We start from the raw sequence: 16,380 nt of genomic DNA on the forward strand, positions 1-16,380 counted from the left end.
GCGGCGCGCGGCCAAAGGACGAGGGACGGTTCTCCTTAAGGTGGTCTCATGCCGAGCACACTGCTGTTCCACAGGGGCGCCAAGACAGTGGAGGCTCCCTCGGTCGCCGACCTGACCGCGCCTGTGGCGGACGGCTCGGTGCTGTGGATCGGGTTGGGGCCCGGCGAGACGGAAGGGCTCGTTCCCCTCGCCCGGCGCCTGGGCCTGCCCGACGAGGCGGTCCACGACCTCCTCTCCCCGGGGCGTCGCATGCGCCTTTGGCGGCACGGCCCCGACACCGCGCTCACCGGTCACCTGCTCGTCCCCCGCGAGGACGGGACCTCCTTCGCCCGGCTGTCCCTGCTCCTGTTCGGCGATGTCCTGCTCACCCTGTGGGACGACGACCACGCGGACCCGCGTCCGTTCCTCACCGACGCGGCGGATTCCCCCCTGCTGTCGCGCTACGGCGCGGCCGCGCTGCTGCACACGCTGCTGGAGAACACCGCCGCCGGCTACCACGAGATGGCGCTGGACATCGACGAGCGGATCGACGACGTCGAGGAACTGCTGTTCGAGCGGGACCGGCCGCGCAGCACCCTGGTCCAGCAGCGCAGCTACGAACTGCGCAAACGGCTGACCCTGCTGCGCAGGGCGATGCTGCCGATCCAGCGGGCGCTGGTGGGGCTGTCCTCCTCGTCCGCGCCCGCCGCCGTGCGCGACATGGAACGGCACTACCGCGAGGTGACGCTCCAGCTCGACGCCACCAGCGATCTCATGGAGGCGTTGCGGGAGATGCTGGCCTCGCTGCTCAGCGCCGATCTGAACCTGCAGCAAAAGCAGCTCAACGTGACCATGAAGAAGCTGACGGGGTGGGCCGCCGTCATCGCGGTGCCCACCGCCGTCACGAGCTGGTACGGGATGAACGTGGCGCTGCCGGGCCAGTTCGCCCTGTGGGGGGCCTACCTCGCCAACGCCGTGCTCGTCGTCTCCGCGCTCCTCGTCTACGTCTCCTTCCGGCGCCGCGACTGGCTGTGACCGGTCAGGCGGGGCCGACCCGTTCCAGCTCCGCCACGATGCGGGCGGTCACCGGCGTCTCCACGCCGACCTGTCGAGCGGCACGCAGCAACGCCCCGCCCAGCGCGTCGAGCTCCATCGGCCGTCCGGCCTCCCGGTCACGCAACATCGACGGCTTGGTCGCGGCCGGAACCGCGTCCATCATCCCCAGGACACCGTCGGTGTCCAACCGGATCCCGTGGCGCTCGGCGACGGCGGCGACCTCGCGGGCCACAGCGGCCAGGTCGCTACGGCGCGCCCCCCGCACCTCGCCGATCGGCTGTCCGGCATGGGTGCAGACCAGCGCGGTGGGCAGCAGGAAGTGGAACTTCGACCACAGTGTCACGCCCTCGTCGTCGCCGATCCCGACGTCGAGGCCCAGGTCCGCCAGCAGGGCGGCCAGCCCCTCCACCCGCGCGGCGGGCACACCGGAACGGGCCAGTTCCATCGCCGCGAACGGGCTGGTCTGGCTGATCTCCCCAGGAGCGACCCGGGTCGACTCCACCCGGATGCTCGCGGCGACGACATGGGCCGCGCTCCAACGGGCGCGCAGCGACGTGACGTGTTCGATCCCATTGAGCAGGGGGACGACCAGGGCGTCGTGCACCAAGGTGGCCGGGACCCGATCCAATGCCGCGTCCAACGCCGTGGCCTTGGGGGCCACGACCAGGACGTCAGGGCGTTCCTCCAGGACGGGGACCGCTCGGATCGGGGTGGTGAAGTCGCCGAAGAGCCGGGAGCGCACCCGCAGGCCGGCCGAGGCGAGCCGGGAGGCGGTCTGTTCCTGGGCGACGACCGTGACCCGATGGCCGGCGTGAGCGAGAAGACCGGCGAGCAGACCGCCGACACCTCCCGGGCCCAGAACAGCAAAATGTTGAGAATTTTCGATAACCGTCACGAGATCGCTTCCTTTCCTCTGCATCCAGCCACGCCACCCCTACTCCCCGCATAGGCTCGCACTACAGCTCAGCCCACCTCAACGAAGATCAGAGGCGGGCAGAGTCGTGCTGACGCGGGTGAAACGGGTGAGAAAAAGATGGAAACTTCGCTGGCGACCAAGCCTCGTGGGGGCGTCTCGGGAACGCTGCGCTTCCGCTATCTGGGACCCGACGAGATCGAGGTACTGTCCGGCCTGTGGCGGGCGCTGCACGCCCACCACACGGAGATCGCCCCGCACCTGGAAGACCTCATCACCTCCGTCGACGCGGACGAGTCCTGGCGGCGACGCCGGAGCCGCTACCTCGACTGGCTCGCCGATCCCGACACCCTAGCGGTGCTGGCCGAGCGCGACGGCGAGGAGGTCGGCTACGCGATGGTGACGCTGCGCGAGGACCGGAAGGGCTCCTGGGAACGCGGTGAGCGGGTCGCGGTCGTGCAGACGCTGTCCGTGCTCCCCGAGGCGCGGGGGACCGGCGTGGGGTCGGGGTTGCTGGAGGAGATCCGGCGGCAGCTCGGCGCGATGGGCGTGCACGACATGGAGCTGGCCGCGATCACGACGAACTCCGACGCGATCCGCTTCTACGAGCGTGAGGGCTTCCGGCCGTTCGTGACCACACTGGTCTCCAGGATCGGCGCCGGTCCACACGACTGAGGCGCGAGACCGCCGCACGGCGTAGGCCCGGCCGGGAGGATGCTCCCGGCCGGGCCCTTTTCATGCGCCGGCGGCCTCTACCCGGCACGGACGCGGCGTTTCACCCCGGAAAACCCGCCGCGGGGAGAAGCCCCGTCCCCACTTCCATATGCCCCGCCCTCTCTATAACATGACAGTACATAGCTTTCTTTGCACTATTACGAATGAGGATCATGTTCGCCAGCTCGTCCACGCCAGACGCCCCGCGCACCATCCCCACCCGGCGGCCCGACCGTGCCCGTCACGACCGCGCGACCGTGCACGCCATCCTGGACTCCGACTTCGTCTGCCACCTGGGCTTCGTCGCCGACGGCCGGCCGGTCGTCCTTCCCACGCTCTACGCCCGCGTGGGGGAACGCCTCTACCTGCACGGGTCCACGGGAAGCCGCCCCCTGCGGGCCGCGGGACGCGGACTGGAGGTGTGCGTCACCGTCACCACCGTCCAAGGGATCGTGCTGGCGCGCTCGGCGATGCACCACTCCCTGAACTACCGCTCCGTGGTCGCCCACGGGACCGCCCACCGGGTCACCGACCCGGAGGAGCTCCAGATCGCCTTCGACGCGCTGCTCGACCAGACCGTCCCCGGCCGCTCCGCCGGCTGCCGGCCGCCCAACGCCAAGGAGCGTGCCGCGACCGCCGTACTACGGCTCGACCTCGACACGGTGTCCGCCAAGATCCGCGAGGGCGGCGTGAACGACGACCCCGCCGACGCCGACCTGCCGCACTGGGCCGGCGTCGTCCCCGTGTGGCGCGCCATCGGCTCCGCGGTCCCCGACCCCGCCCTCCCCCACGGCACTCCCCTGCCCGACCACCTACGGCGTTTCGTCGAGGACGGCGGGCAACGCCCCCGGTGACGGAGACCGCCCCGGTCCCCCGTGGGGAGCGCTACCCTCATCGGCGTGGCTGGCTCCGATGCGAACACCTGCAACTTTCCCGGCTGTGACCGTCCGGTCCCACGCGGATCGGCTCCCGGCCGTCCGCCGGAGTACTGCGACCTGCCCGAGCACACACGTTGGCGTGCCTGGCGGGAGCGCCAGCGGCTCCAGCAGGAGGCCCAGGCCGCCCAAGAGGAGCAGGCGAGCCGACACGACGACGAAGAGAGGGCTGACCACGCCCCCTCCACGAGCCGTGACACCCCCCAGGGCCCGGTGACCACCGCCCGTCCCTCCGGTGACTCCACCCCGGTGACCACCGCGCGGCTGCGCGCCGACGAACTGCTGGTCCGCTTCGCCGTGCAGTCCGAACAGCTCGCCGCCACCCTGACCGCCGCGGCCCGGACCTTCGCGGAGATGAGCGATCCGGCCAACGCCGAAGCCCAGGTGGAGGCGGCCCGGGTGGACGCGGCCCGCCGCATCGCCGAGGCGGACGCGGCCCGCCTGGAGGCCGAGAACCTGCGCCGCGCGGCCGAGCAGGCCCGCCGCGCCGCCGAGGAGTCGGCCTCCTCCGCGATCTCCGCCGCGGGGTCGGCCGAGCGCATGGCGGATGAGGCCCTCTCGACCCGCGACACCGCGGTGGCGGAACGCGACACGGCGCTGGCCGCCGCGGAGCGGGCACGTCGGGAACGCGACGACGCGCTCGCCGAACGCGATACCACCGCGCGTGAGGCCGCCCGGCGGATCCAGGCCGCCGAGGAGGAGGCGACCCGACGGCTGGCCGAGGAGCGGAAACGCGCCACCGACGAGCTCGCGCAGATCAAAGCCGAGGCCGCGGCCGAACAGGGGCGTCTGGAGGAACGCCTGGCAGAGGAGACGCGCGCCCGCGACGAGGCGTCCCGCCGGGCCGACCGGGCCGAGTTCGCGGCCGAGCGCGCCGAAGCCGCGGCGGCCGGACTACGAGCCGAGCGCGATCGGCTCTCCGCCGACCTGGAACGGGTCCGCCGCGCCGCGCAGGAGGAGGGCGACCGTCTCCGCGGCGAGGCCGAGGAACGCTCCAGGTCGGCCGCCGCGACCCTCGCCGAGGTCAAGGAGGCCGCCGCCCAGCGGCTGGCCGCGGTCGAGGACGCCCGCGCCCAGGCCATCCGCCGCGCCGAACGGGCCGAGGCCCAGTTGGACGACGCGCTGGCCGAGCTCAAGCGGCTGCGCGCGGCGGCCGCCGCGGCGCCGCCTCCGGCGGCTCCCGAGTAGGCCGGTCCCCTCCCTCGCCTCCGGACGCCTCCCGCCGTCCTCCCGATGATCGTCTCCTCCTAACATTGGGGCTGTGCGCGATCAGGGGGCGAGCAGCAGCGGTGACGGACCCGATCCGGCCGAGGCCGAATGGCGGCCACCGGCGCGGATCCGGCCGAAGGTGGGCGAACGCCCACGGCAACGGGTCGACGTCAAGGCGCTGTTCGGACTCGCCTCGGGGGGCTGGGCCTGGACCACCGCGGCCAAGGCCACCATCGCGATGGGGTCGTCGTTCGCGCTGTCCGCCTATCTGTTCGGCCCGCAGGTCGGCGCCCTGGCGGCGCTGGGGTCCATGACGGTGCTGTACGAGAAGAAGACCCCCTACGTGCATCGCGCGATCGCCCTGGCGCTTGTCGGTCTGGGCTTCGTGACCAGCGTGGCGCTGGGCTCGCTCGCCTCGGTGAGCCCGTGGAGCGCCGCGGTGGTGATCGGGCTCGTGGCGGGCACCGCCACGTGGATCTGCCAGGCGTTGCGCGTCGACAAGCCCGGCGCCCTCTTCTTCGCCCTGGTCTGCGCCATCTCCACCATCGCGCCGGGCGGGTTCGCCACGGTGCCGCTGCACACGGGCGTGGCCGCGATCGGCGCCGCCATCGGCTGGGTCGTGTCGATGGCGGGAGCCCCCTTCCGCGGCCGGCATCCGGAGCACCGGGCCGTCGCCGACGCCTTCCGGCAGCTCGCCGCCCTGCTGCGGGCCATCGGCACACCGCGCCTGGACCACGTCCAACACGACGCCTCCCTGGCCGTGTCCACCGCCTGGCGGCTGGTGCTGCTCGCCCAGACGCGCGGCTACCGCGACACCCCGACGGCCGCCCGGCTGCGGGCTCTGCTGCGCTGGGTCTCCGACATCCACCTGGCCGCCACCGACGTGTCGATGGCGCGCACCGAGCCGCTGCCCGACAAGGTCGCCGAGTTCGCGGACCGTCTGGCCCAGGCCGTGGGCAGACCGGAACTGTGCCCCGCTCCGGAGGAGCTGGACGAGGTGCGGCGGGGACTGCGGCCCCGCTCGCTGGAGTCACGGCTGTACGGGAGCCTGGCCCGGGCCGCCCAGACCGCGCGCAAGAGCGAGCACGAGATCGAGGGACGCGGGACAGAACTGTACGACACCCGCTATCCACCGATGCTGGACTCGCTGCGTTTCGGGCTGAGCCGGGAGTCTCTGATCCGGCCCACCGCGCTGCGCATGGGCATCACGGTGACCGCCGCGGGCCTGGTCGGCATCCTGCTGGGCTTCGACCGCTTCTACTGGATCTCCATCACCACCACGGCCGTGTTGCAGGGCGGCAACGTGGTCCTGACCGTCAACCGCTCCACGCAACGGGCGCTGGGCACGGTGATCGGCGTGTTCATCGGTGTGGGGCTGCTCTACCTCCACCCGCCCCTTCCCGCCGTGATCGTGCTGGCGGCGGTGTTCCAGGGGCTGACCCAGCTCGTGGTGGGCCGCAACTTCTTCTACGCCAGCATCCTCATGACCCCCATGGCGCTGCTGCTCGCCCACACCGCCGCCCCCTACCCGCTGGACGAACTCGCCCAGTCGCGGGTCATGGACACGATCGTGGGCTCGGTGGCGGGCATGCTCGGCGCGCTGTTGCTGTGGCGCAAGGCGGCGGCCTCGCGGCTGCCCCAGACGATCGTGGACGTGCTCGACGACGCGCGCACGGTCGTCACCGAGGTGCTCGACCCCGATGTCGAGATCAGCCCGGAACGCCGCTACCGGCTCCGCCGCGACCTGCGCGCCGACCTGTTGAGCCTGCGCGGCGTCTACGACAGCGCCGTCGGCGACGTGCCGCGGGCCAAGACGACCCAGCCGCTGTGGCCGGTCGTGGTGGCCACGCAGCGCACCGGCTACCTGGCGCTGGCCGCGCTGGCGCTGGACAACCCGCCACCCGCGTCGCAGATCACCATCCAACGCCTCGACCTGGCCTTCCGGGAGCTGAGCGCGGCGATGCGGGAGCGCCGGGCGCCCCGGCTGGGGGCGCTGCCCCGGCTGGTGGACTATCCGCGGATCAACATGGAGCTGCGCGCCCTGTCGTCGTCGATGCGCACGGCGGTGGCCGAAGAGGACCGCGCGGAGTCGCTGCTGCGGGAGCGCCGGGCGCGGCGCGAGTCGCACCGCGCCCGGGAGGAGGCCGACGCCGACCTGTGAGGCGGCGCGGCCGGGGTTCAGTCCCCGACGATCGCGAAGGCGCGGACGGGGAAGGTCCCCATCCCACGGACCTTCACCGGGACGGCGAAGAACCGGAAGCCCGCGGAGGGCAGCCGGTCGAGCACGCACAGGTGCTCCACGACGGGGATCCCCGCGGCGAGCAGCGTCGAGTGGGCCGGTCGCGCCCCCTTGCTCTCGGATGAGGTGTCGTCGATGTTGACCGAGTCGATGCCCACCAGCGCGGCTCCGGCCTCGACCAATGCCTTGGCCCCCTGTTCGGTGAGGTGGGGGTGCTCGGGCGCGCCATAGCGCTCGGTGCGCCAGTGGCGGTCCCAGCCCGTGCGGATCAGCACGGCCCGCCCCTCCACGGCCACACCCTCGAACGTCTCGGGGCCGATGGCGCGGTCGGCGGCGTCGACCACGACCCCGTCGAGATCGGCGACCTTCTCCAGGTCGAGGTCGGCCAGGTCCGAACCGTCACGGTAGCGGTGGGCCGGGGTGTCGAGATAGGTCCCGGTGTTGGCGACCATGGAGATACGCCCGATCCGGAACTCCGTCCCCGGGGCGTAGTCGTGCCGGGAGTCGTCAAAGGACAGGTGGTCCTCGATGACCGGTCCGGGCAGGCCCGGATAGGTGATCATGTCGGCAACGATCTGGTGGCTCACGTCGATCAGCTGCGTCACTGTTTTCCGCCTCGTCTCCAGCTCTCGCGTTCCGACGGCCCCGTGGCGGGACCCGCCGCGTGCGGGCGACCTCGGTGGAGCCGTCCTCTCCCCGGAAAGGTCTAGACCAACTCTAGCGCGCCGCTCCCTTCCGGGCGCGCTGTTGCGGCATCGGTATCGTCGGGCGCGTCCTGGTGTTATGCGGCGCCGCTAGAGTCGGCGGTGTCGGCCGGCAGGTGCCGGCGGGTTCTATCGAGGAGAGGTTCCACGGTGTCGTTGTACGGGGTCGCCAAGTCGGTCATCGCACCCGTGACGCGGGCGCTGTGGCGGCCGCGGGTGGAGGGCCTGCACCACGTTCCCGCGCACGGTCCCGTCATCATCGCCGCCAACCACCTGTCCAACATCGATCCGTTGTTCCTCGGCGTGGTCGTACCGCGCCCGCTCATCTTCATCGCCAAGCAGGAGCTGTTCGCCGAGGGCAACATCGCGCAGCGGACCTTCACCCGGGCCTTGCGGGCGATCGGACAGGTGTCGGTCGACCGCCGTCCGGGTCAGAGTTCCCAGGAGGCGATGGAGACCAGCCTGGCGGTACTCGCCGAAAGCCGGGCGTTCGGCATCTTCCCCGAGGGGACCCGCTCACCGGACGGACGGCTCTACCGCGGCCAGACCGGATTGGCCTGGCTCGCGCTGAAGTCGGGGGCCCCGGTGGTGCCGGCGGCCCTGGACGGCACCTCGCGCATCCTCCCGGCCGGGCGCAAGGTCCCCTCTTTCCACCACATCGGCGTGCGGTTCGGCCCGGCGGTCGACCTGTCCCCCTGGGCCGGAGGCGCCGAACGGGCACGCGCCCGGCGCGAGGCCACCGACGCGATCATGGCGGCCATCCAGCGCCTGTCCGGCCAGGAGCAGGTTCCCCGGTTCGCCTCCTCGGTAAAGGCCGAACTGGGCCGGGGACACGATCGCGCGGCCTGAGGCGCGCTCGTTCCGCCGGAAGCACGTGGCGTCCTTGTGCCCACTGTTTCGGTGTTCCTGCCCACGCAGGGTGACGACCCGGTCTAAAATCTTCCCAAGACCGGTCCCCTCACAATCCGGTCCTCCCTGACGGGGCCGCCTCCAGCGGTCCGACGTCAGTAGTGGACTGCTCGCGTGTGGAGGTCAGGAGCGGTGAAACGGCTGAGCCGGGTGTGTTTTCCGGTCTTTCCCGAGGACGGCGTCCTCCGTCTGCATGGACCGGGTCCGCGCCCACGCGCCGGCGTCGCTCCCCGCCTGCCGGGAGCCCTGCTCGTCCACGACTCCGACCACCTGGAACTCAGCACGCTCCAGGGCAGGGTCGAGGTCACCGTCACGCTGGAGGAGTGGGACGGCGCTCCCGTACCCGGGGATCCGGGGGCGGACGAGGGGCACTGGGAGGAGGCCGCCGCCACGACGGTGTTCCTGCGCGGATACGTCGGGGTGGGCTGCGACGTCTCGGGGCGGGCGCTGGGCGCCTGGCTCTCGGGGGGCAGCAGGCGCTATCACGCCGACATCCGGGCCCGGCGCCGGCACGCCGTGGCCGAACGCTATGATCGGCTGCTCCGTCTCTACCGGGACCCGCAGTGCGCCGAGTTCCGGCTCGCGGAGGACGGGCTGCGCGGCCAGGAGGAGTTCCTGGTCCGGCTGTGGCCCGCCGTTGAGGCGCCTTCCTCCGTCGAACACGGGGTGAGGTACCCCACAGCGGTTTCGGGCTGAGAATCCACTCTTTCGCGTGTTGCCATCGAATGACGGCCGTTCCCCCGGCGCTGACGTGCGCGAATCCTCGGCACCGGGGAAGCCGCGCCCCGGACGCCCGTTGAAAGACGGGGTTGTCTATTTTTGGGGTTGGTTTAGTAGGCATAACCCTCGTCCTGTAGATTAGGTTAGCCTAGCCTGACCCATGTGCGTCCGGGTCACCTGGTGCGCGGCACGTCGCGCTCCGACCGTGCCGCCCGAGTAGACGCGAAGGATGGAGATTCAATGACGCGTCCACTGCGAGTGGGAATCGTGGGGTCGGGCCCCGCGGGTATCTACGCTGCGGATCTGCTGACCAAGGACGACACCCTGACCGGCAGCGGAACGCCCCTCAGCATCGACATCCTGGACAAGCTGCCCTCCCCCTACGGGCTGGTGCGCTACGGCGTCGCCCCCGACCACCCCCGGATCAAGCAGATCCAGGCCGCCCTGCACAAGGTCCTCGACAAGCCCGAGATCCGTTTCCTCGGCAACGTGAACTACGGCGTCGACCTCAAGCTGGAGGACCTGCGTCGTCACTACGACGCGGTCATCTTCGCCACCGGCTCCGACCGCGACCGCCCCTTGGACATCCCCGGCATCGACCTTCCGGGCAGCCACGGCGCCGCCGACTTCGTCTTCTGGTACGACAGCCACCCCGACGTGGCCGACACCTGGAAGGTCGAGGGCAGCAGCGTCGCCGTCATCGGCGCCGGAAACGTCGCCGTCGACGTCGCGCGGATCCTCGCCAAGCACGCCGACGACCTGCTCGAGACCGACATCACCGACAACGTGCACCAGGGGCTGCTGGCCAAGCAGGTCACCGACGTGCACGTGTTCGCCCGCCGCGGCATCGCCCAGGCGAAGTTCACCCCGATGGAGCTGCGCGAGCTCGACCGCCAGCCCGGCGTCGAGGTGATCGTCTACCCCGAGGACTTCGAGCTGGACGAGGGCAGCCTCGCCGCCATCGAGGAGTCCAACCAGATCAAGACCAACGTCAAGGTCCTCCAGAACTGGGCGATACGCGACCCCAAGGGCGAACCGCGCCGACTGCACCTGCACTTCCTGCACCGCCCCGTCGAAGTCCTCGGCAGTGACCGTGTCACCGGGCTGCGCACCGAGCGCATGGAGCTGACCGGTGACGGCAACGTCCGCGGCACGGGCGAGTTCGTCGACCACGAGGTCCAGGCCGTCTACCGGGCCATCGGCTACCTCGGCTCCCCCGTCGCCGACCTCCCCTTCGACGAGGAACGGGGGATCATCCCCAACGACGGTGGGCGCGTACTCGACCTGGACAACGCCCCCATCCCCGGGGTCTACGCGACCGGGTGGATCAAGCGCGGCCCCGTCGGCCTGATCGGCCACACCAAGGGTGACGCGTTGGAGACCGTCACCAACCTGGTGGCCGACCGCGCCTCCTTCCCCGCCGCCTCCGAGCCCGAGCCCGAGGCGTTCCTGCGCCTGCTGGAAGAGCGCGGAGTCCCCTACACCACCTGGGAGGGCTGGCAGCGCCTGGAGGCCCACGAGGAGTCCCTGGGCGAGCCGCAGGGCCGCAAGCGCGTCAAGGTCCTCTCCCGGGAGGAGATGACCCGCATCTGCCGCGGCGAGGAGGGCTGACCCGCCCCGGCCGGCGAGGGCTTCCGCCGATTTGCGGGACCCTCGCCGCGTCGCCCCTGCTCATCCGGCTGTGAGCCACCTAACCGCCGATTTTGTCGGTCTGGACGGAACATCGCACCGCACCCATGGGTTAGAGTCACTGGTGGTCGGTGTGGTAGAAAGTGTCCCCCGGGCCTCACCTATAGCCTTCGCGGAATACCGCGTCCGGCGCCCGCCCCGGCGGGCGGCCGGATGGTCCACAGGAGCCGCGTTGTGCCCCGCGCCGAGAGGCGACCGCCGCACCGGCCACATGACTTCCACGCCCCGCGCCTCATCATGGGAGACGCGGGGCGTTGTCTTTGTCGGACGAGGGAAGGACGCTCAGGCGTGGACGAACGATGGACTCCGCAGCCGGGAGAGGGCCCACCCGCACCACCACCCCCTCCAGAGGCTGCTCCCCCGGCTCCCCAGCCCCCGCACACCCCCACCGAGAAGCCCCGCCGTTCCCGTAAGGGTCTGGTGATCGGACTGGTCTGCGGACTGGTCGTGCTGGCTCTCGTGGGCGGCGGTGTCTCCTGGTACGTGCTCACTCTCCCCAAACCCGAGGAGACCGCGACCCCCTACGTCGAGGCGTGGAACTCCGGCGACTACGCCGCCATGGCGGCCCTGGCCACCGGCGCGGACGTCGAGGAGTCCTACACCAGGGTCAGCGAGAACCTCGGTATAGAGCAGATCTCCGTGGAGGCGGGAACGCTGACCGAGGGGGACGACACCGCCACGCTCCCCTTCACCGCCCACCTCACCCTGCGCAACGCGGGCGAGTGGAGCTACGAGGGCGAGATCCCCCTGGTGTACGTCGACGGCGACTGGAAGGTCGACTTCTCCCCCGCGGTCATCCACCCCGACCTCGGTGACGACCAGACCCTGGTCCGCACCAACGAGTGGGGGGAGCGCGGCCACATCCTCGCCGCCGACGGCACCCGCCTGGACACCGACCAGGCGTCGGGATCGATCAAGATGCTCACCGGTGAGGTGGGCACCGCCACGGCCGAGGACCTGGAGGAGCTCGGCCCCGCCTACGCCGAGGGCGACCCCACGGGCAAGGGCGGCATCCAGCAGTCCTACGAGGAGCGCCTGGCGGGCAAGGCGACCACGACCATCAAGGTCGCCGAGATCGGACAGGACGACAGCGACGGGGGCGAAGAGACCGTCCTGGCCTCCCTCGGCGGCGAGGACGGGCAGGACGTGACCACCAGCATCGATCCCGCCGTCCAGAGCGCCGCCGCCCAGGCCATCATCGACCAGGACAAACCCACCGCGCTGGTCGCCGTACGTCCCTCCACCGGGGAGATCCTGGCCGCGGCCAACGTTCCCGGCGGCTACAACCGTGCCATCGAGGGACAGTACCCCCCGGGTTCGGCCTTCAAGATCATCTCCTATGAGGCGCTGCTCGACTCCGGGCTGAGCAGCACGGACACGATGGAGTGCCCCAAGACGGCCGAGGTGGGCGGCTGGCCGTTCAAGAACGCCGGGGACGCCGAGTACGGGACGCAGAGCGTGACCGAGGCGTTCGCCACCTCCTGCAACACCGCGCTGGTCCAGGAGGTCGCCGAGCGCCTGGACGCCCAGTCCCTCACCGCCGCGGCCGAGGAGTTCGGGATGAACTCTGAGATGTCCATCGGCATCCCCAGCTTGACGCCCTCCTTCCCGACGCCCGACAGCACCACCCTGCTGGCGGCCTCCAGCATCGGTCAGGGGCAGATCCTGACCTCTCCCCTGCACATGGCCACGGTCCCGGCCGCGGTCGCCGACGGTTCCTGGCGTTCGCCGGTCCTCGTCACCGACCCCGCGATCCCCGACCGGCCCGAGCCGCACCCGATCGGCAACGCCGAGGCGCTGCGCACGATGATGCGCGCGGTCATCACCGAGGGCACCGCCGAGGACGCCGGGTTCACCGGCGAGGTGTACGGCAAGACCGGGTCCGCGGAGTTCGGCACCGCCGAAGAGGGTGAGGAGCTGGAGACCCACGCCTGGTTCGTCGGTTACGAGGGCGACCTCGCCTTCGCCGTCGTCGTCGAGGGCGGCGGCGGTGGCGGTTCGGTGGCCGCGCCGATCGGCGCGGACTTCCTCGGCGCGCTGTGATCCCATCCGTCTCCGCGCCGTCACCACGACGGCGCGGAGACGGGTTCGGGGCTCCGTTATCATCGCGGCACGATGGCCGACGAGCGGACCATCGCGTTCCGAGAGGTCATCAGCCCCATGAGTAACACCGAGCCGGCCCCCTCCCTGCTGCGCTGCCACGGCGCGGCGCACCCGGCGGACGGCGCCCCGTCCCCCGCCCCGGTCGAGGTCTTGACCGCGCGCGATGTTCCTCTCGGCGGCCTGCGGGCGATGACCGTACGGCGTACCCTTCCGCAGCGCGCCCGCCCCTCGATCGGCGCCTGGTGCTTCGCCGACCACTACGGCCCCGACGACGTCGCCCGCACCGGGGGCATGGACGTCGCCCCCCACCCCCACACCGGCCTACAGACGGCGAGCTGGCTGTTCAGCGGTGAGATCGAGCACCGTGACAGTCTGGGGATCCACGCGCTGGTCCGTCCAGGGGAACTGAACCTGATGACCGGCGGGCACGGTATCTGCCACTCGGAGGTGTCGACCTCGCGCACCACCGTCCTGCACGGCGTGCAGTTGTGGATCGTGCTTCCCGAGGAGCGACGCGACGCCCCGCGCGCCTTCCGGCACTACGCGCCGGCCCCCTTCGACCTCGACGACGCCTCCATCCGGGTCTTCCTGGGCTCCCTGGCGGGGGGCTCCTCGCCCGTGGAGACCTTCACCCCGTTGCTGGGCGCCGAGATCGTCGTGGCCCCGCGGGGGCGGGTCCGCCTGGAACTCGACCGCGACTTCGAACACGGCCTTCTCGTCGACAGCGGGATGGTGACCATGGCGGGCACGGCGGTGCCCCCGAGCGCCCTGGGCTACCTGGAGCCGGGCGTGCCGACGGTGGAACTGGTCAACGACTCGGACCGCGCCGCGCGTATGCTCCTGCTCGGCGGGCCGCCGTTCGAGGAGGAGTTCGTCATGTGGTGGAACTTCATCGGCCGCAGTCACGAGGAGGTCGCCCAGGCCCGCGAGGAGTGGATGCGCGAGAGTCCGCGTTTCGGCTCGGTCGAGGGTTACCCCGGGTCCCGGCTGGACGCGCCCGTACTGCCCTCGGCACGGCTGAGGCCCCGAGGGCGGGCCATCGGGAGGAGCTGAGGAACGGGGAAGGGCCGCTCCCGCGCGGGCGAAAGCCCGCCGTCTCTCAGGGGAGGGCGGGGTGGCGGGGGGCGATCGACGGGACGGGGGTCAGGAGACCCCTGTCCGCGGCGCCACGACCTCGGTGGTCCCCGGAGAGGAGGGGACGCTGTCCGCGGGCGCCCCGGGCGTGAGCGTGAACAGCACCACGAGCAGTCCCACCACCGTGACCGCGATGATCCCGCAGACCAGCCAGGGCCTCCAGCCCCCACCCGCCAAGGCGGTGGAGAAGGAGGGATCGCCCTCGCCGAATGAGGAGAGCCGGCCCGCCAGTTCGGGGTCGTCCTCGCTGAGACGGTGCTCGATCTCGGCGAGGATCCGCCGTTCGTTCTCTCGCAGAGCCATTGCACCCTCCTCGACCTGTGGCAGCTCCCCCGCACCGGTACGTGCTTCAGGTCTGCCCTCCTACACAGATTTCTATCCGTGTCCCGGCGAGGAATTCCCCCGGTCGGGCATTCTGCCGCCTAACCGGGAGGTGTGGATTGCGTTACCCTCCGTTCACCGGCGCGCCGAGTCCCGGAAGGCTCTCGCTCCGGTAGACGTCCAGGGCGGTGACGTAGTAGCGGGCCTGCCCCTCGAGTGGCGCGGTGTCGGTGTACTCCTGGGCCTGTGCGCCCTCCTGCACACCGATGACGTCGACCAGGTGGGTGGCGTCGGCCAGCGCGCATAGATCGGTGCCCTCCCCCGGCACCCGGTAGACCGCGAAGGCGCGGGCGTCCTCGGGCGCGGTCCAGGAGAGCCGCACCTCCCCGCCCGATCGGCGCGCGGCCAGGTCGGTGACCGGCGCCGGGGCCGTGTGGGAGTCCCCTCCCGCCACCGGGGGCAGGGCCGGGTGGGCGTAGTGCGTGGCGGCCACATGTTCGATCGCGCCGCGTGCCCGGCCGCTGAGATCCTTCATGGAGAAGTAGACGTCCCCGCCGACCTCGGGGTGACCGGTGTTGAAGTCGAGCTGGCGGGAGAGCGCCTCCTCCCCCTTCCACCCCTGGTCGCCGACCTTGTAGGCGGCCTGGCCGATGTAGAGGTCGACCTCGGTCCCGGCGACCTCGCCGGCCCACCAGGGAACGAGCCGCTCGTAGTCGGCGATCTCGAACCCGCGGTACCAGTAGAGCTGGGGGATCACGTAGTCGACCGTGCCCGCCTGGATCCAGGCGCGGGTGTCGGCGTGCTGGGCGTCGTAGGACTGGAGGCCGTCGGTGTCGGAACCCGTGGGGTCGGTGGCCCGGTTGCGCCAGATGCCGAAGGGGCTCACCCCGAACCGGACCCAGGGTTTGGTCTGCTGGATCCGGCCGTGGATGTCGGCGATCAGCGTGTTGACGTTGTCGCGCCGCCAGTCGCCGCGGTCGTCGAACCCCCCGCCGTACTTGCGCCAGCTCTCGTCGTCGTCGAACCGCTGACCGTCCACCGGATAGGGGTAGAAGTAGTCGTCGAAGTGGACGCCGTCGACGTCGTAGCGCTCCACGACGTCGAGGACGACGTCGCTCACCCACTGCTGGACCTCGGGGTTGCCCGGGTCGAACCAGCCCTGGTCGGCGTACTCGATGAGCCAGTCGGGGTTCTCGCGTGCCGGGTGGTCGGCGACCAGCCCCTTGAGGTCGGGGGCCTTCCAGCCCACCCGGTAGGGGTTGAACCAGGCGTGGAGTTCCAGGCCCCGCGCGTGCGCCTCGGCCGTGGCGAACTCCAACGGGTCGTAACCGGGGTCACCGCCCTGGCGTCCGGTCAGGTAACGCGCCCAGGGCTCCTTCTCGGAGGCGTAGAGCGCGTCCGCGGTCGGGCGGACATGGAAGAAGACCGCGTTGAGACCGAGGTCGCGGGCGCGGTCGAGCTGGGCGCGCAGCTCGTCCTGCTGCTCCTTCGCGCTCAGTCCGGTCGTGGAGGGCCAGTCGATGTTGCGCACGGTGGCGATCCAGGCTCCGCGCAGCTGCCGCTTGGGAGCGGCCGGATCGACCTCGCACCCGTCGGGGATCCGCCCGGAGAGCGTCCCGCCGCTCGGTGACATCTCCACGCCGCCCGGCCGGGGGACCTGTGCGGGCGAGGCTCCCGGCGGGACGCTCGCGCACGAGGCGAGGAGCGGAACCGTCGCGAAGACGAGCGCGGATCGTCCCAACCATCCCATCGAAC

The 16,380-nt window shown here is 71.5% G+C and carries 14 protein-coding genes; 10 read left to right on the plus strand and 4 right to left on the minus strand.

What is annotated here, in order from left to right; genetic code table 11:
• Positions 1-48: 48 nt before the first annotated feature.
• Positions 49-1,014, plus strand: coding sequence for a magnesium transporter CorA family protein (locus tag B5D66_RS01175; RefSeq protein WP_078759677.1), 966 nt, complete (start codon positions 49-51; stop codon positions 1,012-1,014).
• Positions 1,015-1,018: 4 nt separating this feature from the next.
• On the opposite strand, the gene B5D66_RS01180 is transcribed toward B5D66_RS01175, so the two are convergent.
• Entirely contained in the window at positions 1,019-1,930 is a 912-nt protein-coding gene (locus B5D66_RS01180; protein ID WP_235000615.1) for a ketopantoate reductase family protein, read from the minus strand.
• 138 nt (positions 1,931-2,068) lie between these two features.
• Here B5D66_RS01180 and B5D66_RS01185 point away from each other — a divergent pair, with 138 nt between their 5' ends.
• From B5D66_RS01185 to B5D66_RS01200, 4 genes are all read left to right on the plus strand, one after another.
• Entirely contained in the window at positions 2,069-2,623 is a 555-nt protein-coding gene (locus tag B5D66_RS01185) for a GNAT family N-acetyltransferase (RefSeq protein WP_078759679.1), read from the plus strand.
• A gap of 212 nt (positions 2,624-2,835) precedes the next feature.
• Entirely contained in the window at positions 2,836-3,516 is a 681-nt protein-coding gene (locus tag B5D66_RS01190; RefSeq protein WP_144290646.1) for a pyridoxamine 5'-phosphate oxidase family protein, read from the plus strand.
• Between the two features lie 45 nt (positions 3,517-3,561).
• Positions 3,562-4,785 carry a coiled-coil domain-containing protein gene (locus B5D66_RS01195; RefSeq protein ID WP_078759681.1) on the plus strand — a complete coding sequence of 408 codons (1,224 nt, stop codon included), beginning with the start codon at positions 3,562-3,564 and terminating at the stop codon, positions 4,783-4,785.
• A gap of 64 nt (positions 4,786-4,849) precedes the next feature.
• Positions 4,850-6,967, plus strand: a complete 2,118-nt coding sequence (locus B5D66_RS01200; protein ID WP_394330026.1) for an FUSC family protein — start codon at positions 4,850-4,852, stop codon at positions 6,965-6,967.
• Between the two features lie 17 nt (positions 6,968-6,984).
• On the opposite strand, the gene B5D66_RS01205 is transcribed toward B5D66_RS01200, so the two are convergent.
• Positions 6,985-7,650: a cyclase family protein gene (locus B5D66_RS01205; protein WP_078759682.1), complete on the minus strand. Its 666-nt coding sequence runs from the start codon at positions 7,648-7,650 to the stop codon at positions 6,985-6,987.
• Positions 7,651-7,899: 249 nt separating this feature from the next.
• Between B5D66_RS01205 and B5D66_RS01210 the strand changes: the two genes are divergently transcribed.
• The 5 genes from B5D66_RS01210 to B5D66_RS01230 all read left to right on the plus strand — a co-directional run bounded on the left by B5D66_RS01210 (position 7,900) and on the right by B5D66_RS01230 (position 14,223).
• On the plus strand, positions 7,900-8,598 hold the full coding sequence (locus B5D66_RS01210; RefSeq protein WP_078759683.1) for a lysophospholipid acyltransferase family protein: 699 nt from the start codon (positions 7,900-7,902) through the stop codon (positions 8,596-8,598).
• Between the two features lie 192 nt (positions 8,599-8,790).
• Positions 8,791-9,354 carry a hypothetical protein gene (locus B5D66_RS01215; protein ID WP_078759684.1) on the plus strand — a complete coding sequence of 188 codons (564 nt, stop codon included), beginning with the start codon at positions 8,791-8,793 and terminating at the stop codon, positions 9,352-9,354.
• Between the two features lie 282 nt (positions 9,355-9,636).
• Positions 9,637-10,989 carry an FAD-dependent oxidoreductase gene (locus B5D66_RS01220; RefSeq protein ID WP_078759685.1) on the plus strand — a complete coding sequence of 451 codons (1,353 nt, stop codon included), beginning with the start codon at positions 9,637-9,639 and terminating at the stop codon, positions 10,987-10,989.
• Positions 10,990-11,487: 498 nt separating this feature from the next.
• Positions 11,488-13,110, plus strand: coding sequence for a penicillin-binding transpeptidase domain-containing protein (locus tag B5D66_RS01225; RefSeq protein WP_394330021.1), 1,623 nt, complete (start codon positions 11,488-11,490; stop codon positions 13,108-13,110).
• A 72-nt stretch (positions 13,111-13,182) separates the two neighbouring features.
• On the plus strand, positions 13,183-14,223 hold the full coding sequence (locus B5D66_RS01230; protein ID WP_235000617.1) for a pirin family protein: 1,041 nt from the start codon (positions 13,183-13,185) through the stop codon (positions 14,221-14,223).
• Between the two features lie 90 nt (positions 14,224-14,313).
• Here the strand turns inward: B5D66_RS01230 and B5D66_RS01235 are convergent, their stop codons facing one another.
• Together B5D66_RS01235 and B5D66_RS01240 are read right to left on the minus strand one after the other, a co-directional pair.
• Complete coding sequence (locus B5D66_RS01235) at positions 14,314-14,607, minus strand: DUF3040 domain-containing protein (protein WP_078759687.1); 294 nt, start codon at positions 14,605-14,607, stop codon at positions 14,314-14,316.
• Positions 14,608-14,749: 142 nt separating this feature from the next.
• The gene (locus B5D66_RS01240; protein ID WP_078759688.1) at positions 14,750-16,375 is read right to left on the minus strand and encodes a glycoside hydrolase family 10-like protein; all 1,626 of its coding nucleotides are present in this window, start codon (positions 16,373-16,375) and stop codon (positions 14,750-14,752) included.
• Between the last annotated feature and the right edge of the window lie 5 nt (positions 16,376-16,380).

This window comes from Marinactinospora thermotolerans DSM 45154 (assembly GCF_900167435.1).
GTDB lineage: Bacteria > Actinomycetota > Actinomycetes > Streptosporangiales > Streptosporangiaceae > Marinactinospora > Marinactinospora thermotolerans.

Excerpts from the sequence above, each read along its gene's own strand:
- B5D66_RS01175 (WP_078759677.1), top strand. The coding sequence starts at position 49 with ATGCCGAGCACACTGCTGTTCCACAGGGGCGCCAAGACAGTGGAGGCT.
- B5D66_RS01185 (WP_078759679.1), top strand. The coding sequence starts at position 2,069 with ATGGAAACTTCGCTGGCGACCAAGCCTCGTGGGGGCGTCTCGGGAACG.
- B5D66_RS01190 (WP_144290646.1), top strand. The coding sequence starts at position 2,836 with ATGTTCGCCAGCTCGTCCACGCCAGACGCCCCGCGCACCATCCCCACC.
- B5D66_RS01230 (WP_235000617.1), top strand. The coding sequence starts at position 13,183 with ATGGCCGACGAGCGGACCATCGCGTTCCGAGAGGTCATCAGCCCCATG.
- B5D66_RS01235 (WP_078759687.1), bottom strand. The coding sequence starts at position 14,607 with ATGGCTCTGCGAGAGAACGAACGGCGGATCCTCGCCGAGATCGAGCAC.
- B5D66_RS01240 (WP_078759688.1), bottom strand. The coding sequence starts at position 16,375 with ATGGGATGGTTGGGACGATCCGCGCTCGTCTTCGCGACGGTTCCGCTC.